The sequence below is a fragment of the Bradyrhizobium sp. SZCCHNPS1003 genome, assembly GCF_032381555.1.
Classification (GTDB): domain Bacteria; phylum Pseudomonadota; class Alphaproteobacteria; order Rhizobiales; family Xanthobacteraceae; genus Bradyrhizobium.
This window is the reverse complement of sequence record NZ_JAUHIU010000052.1, coordinates 1-1,219: the sequence shown is the minus strand read 5'-3', so window position 1 is coordinate 1,219 and position 1,219 is coordinate 1. Positions and strand designations below refer to the sequence as shown.

At 65.2% G+C, this 1,219-nt stretch carries 1 protein-coding gene; it reads left to right on the top strand.

The genetic code is table 11. From position 1 onward, the window contains the following. Positions 1 to 1,219, top strand: a 1,219-nt coding sequence (locus QX126_RS33525; protein ID WP_315786899.1) for a flagellar protein, incomplete at both ends; no start/stop codon positions are given.

Sequence of the window (1,219 nt, the reverse complement as noted above, 5' to 3'; positions counted from 1 at the left end):
CCGCCAACACCGGCATCACCTCGCTGCAGAAGCTCGTCGACAGCGCCAAGTCGATCGCCAACCAGGTGCTGCAGAGCTCCGTGGGCTATTCCACCAAGTCCAGCGTCACCTCGGCGGCTCTGACCGGCGCGACCGCCACCGACCTGCTCGGCTCCAGCTCGACGGCTGTGACCGGCTCGGTCGTGAACAACGACAATACCTCGAGCGCGGTGGCGATCACCGGCTCGACCAAGCTGTCGGGTACGGCGGGCACCGCGTCGAACAACCTCGCCACCGGCATCACCTCCGGTGAGACGCTGGTCGTCAACGGCACCACCTTCACCTTCGTCACCGGCACGTCCTCGTCCGGCACCAACATCGGCATCGGCGACAGCGTCAGCAACCTGCTGTCGGCGATCCAGACCCAGACCGGCGTCACCGCGTCGATCACGGCGGGTGCGATCACCTTGACGCCGCCGGCGGCGGGATTGACGCTCTCGGGCAGCACCGGCACCTTGGGCAAGCTCGGGCTGACTGCTGTCGGCGACGGCTTGTCAGGTCAGACCTTGACGGTCGGCGCCACAGGAGGTGGCACGGCGACCAGCATCACGTTCGGTCTAGGGACAGGACAGGTCAAGTCGCTGAACGATCTCAACGCCAAGCTCGCAGCCAACAACCTGCAGGCCACGGTCGACTCGTCCACCGGCAAGATCTCGATCACCACGACCAACGACGCGGCTTCGGCCACGATCGGCGCGATCGGTGGTACGTCGGCTGCGGCCAGCCAAGCCTTCAACGGTCTGACGGCGGCGGCTCCGGTGGCGGACGCGACCGCGCAGACGCAGCGCGCGAGCCTGGTCTCGCAGTACAACAACGTGCTGGCGCAGATCAACACGACCGCGGCCGACGCCTCGTTCAACGGTGTCAACCTGCTGAACGGCGATACGCTGAAGCTGACCTTCAACGAGAACGGCAAGTCGACGCTCTCGATCACCGGCGTGACCTTCAATACCGGCGGTCTTGGCCTGTCGACCCTTACCTCGGGCACCGACTTCCTCGACAACAACTCGGCGAACAAGGTGATCACCCTGTTGAACTCGGCCAGCTCGACGCTGCGCTCGGAAGCCTCCACGCTGGGTTCGAACCTGTCGGTGGTGCAGATCCGTCAGGACTTCAACAAGAACCTGATCAACGTGCTGCAGACCGGCTCGTCGAACCTGACGCTGGCCGACACCAACGA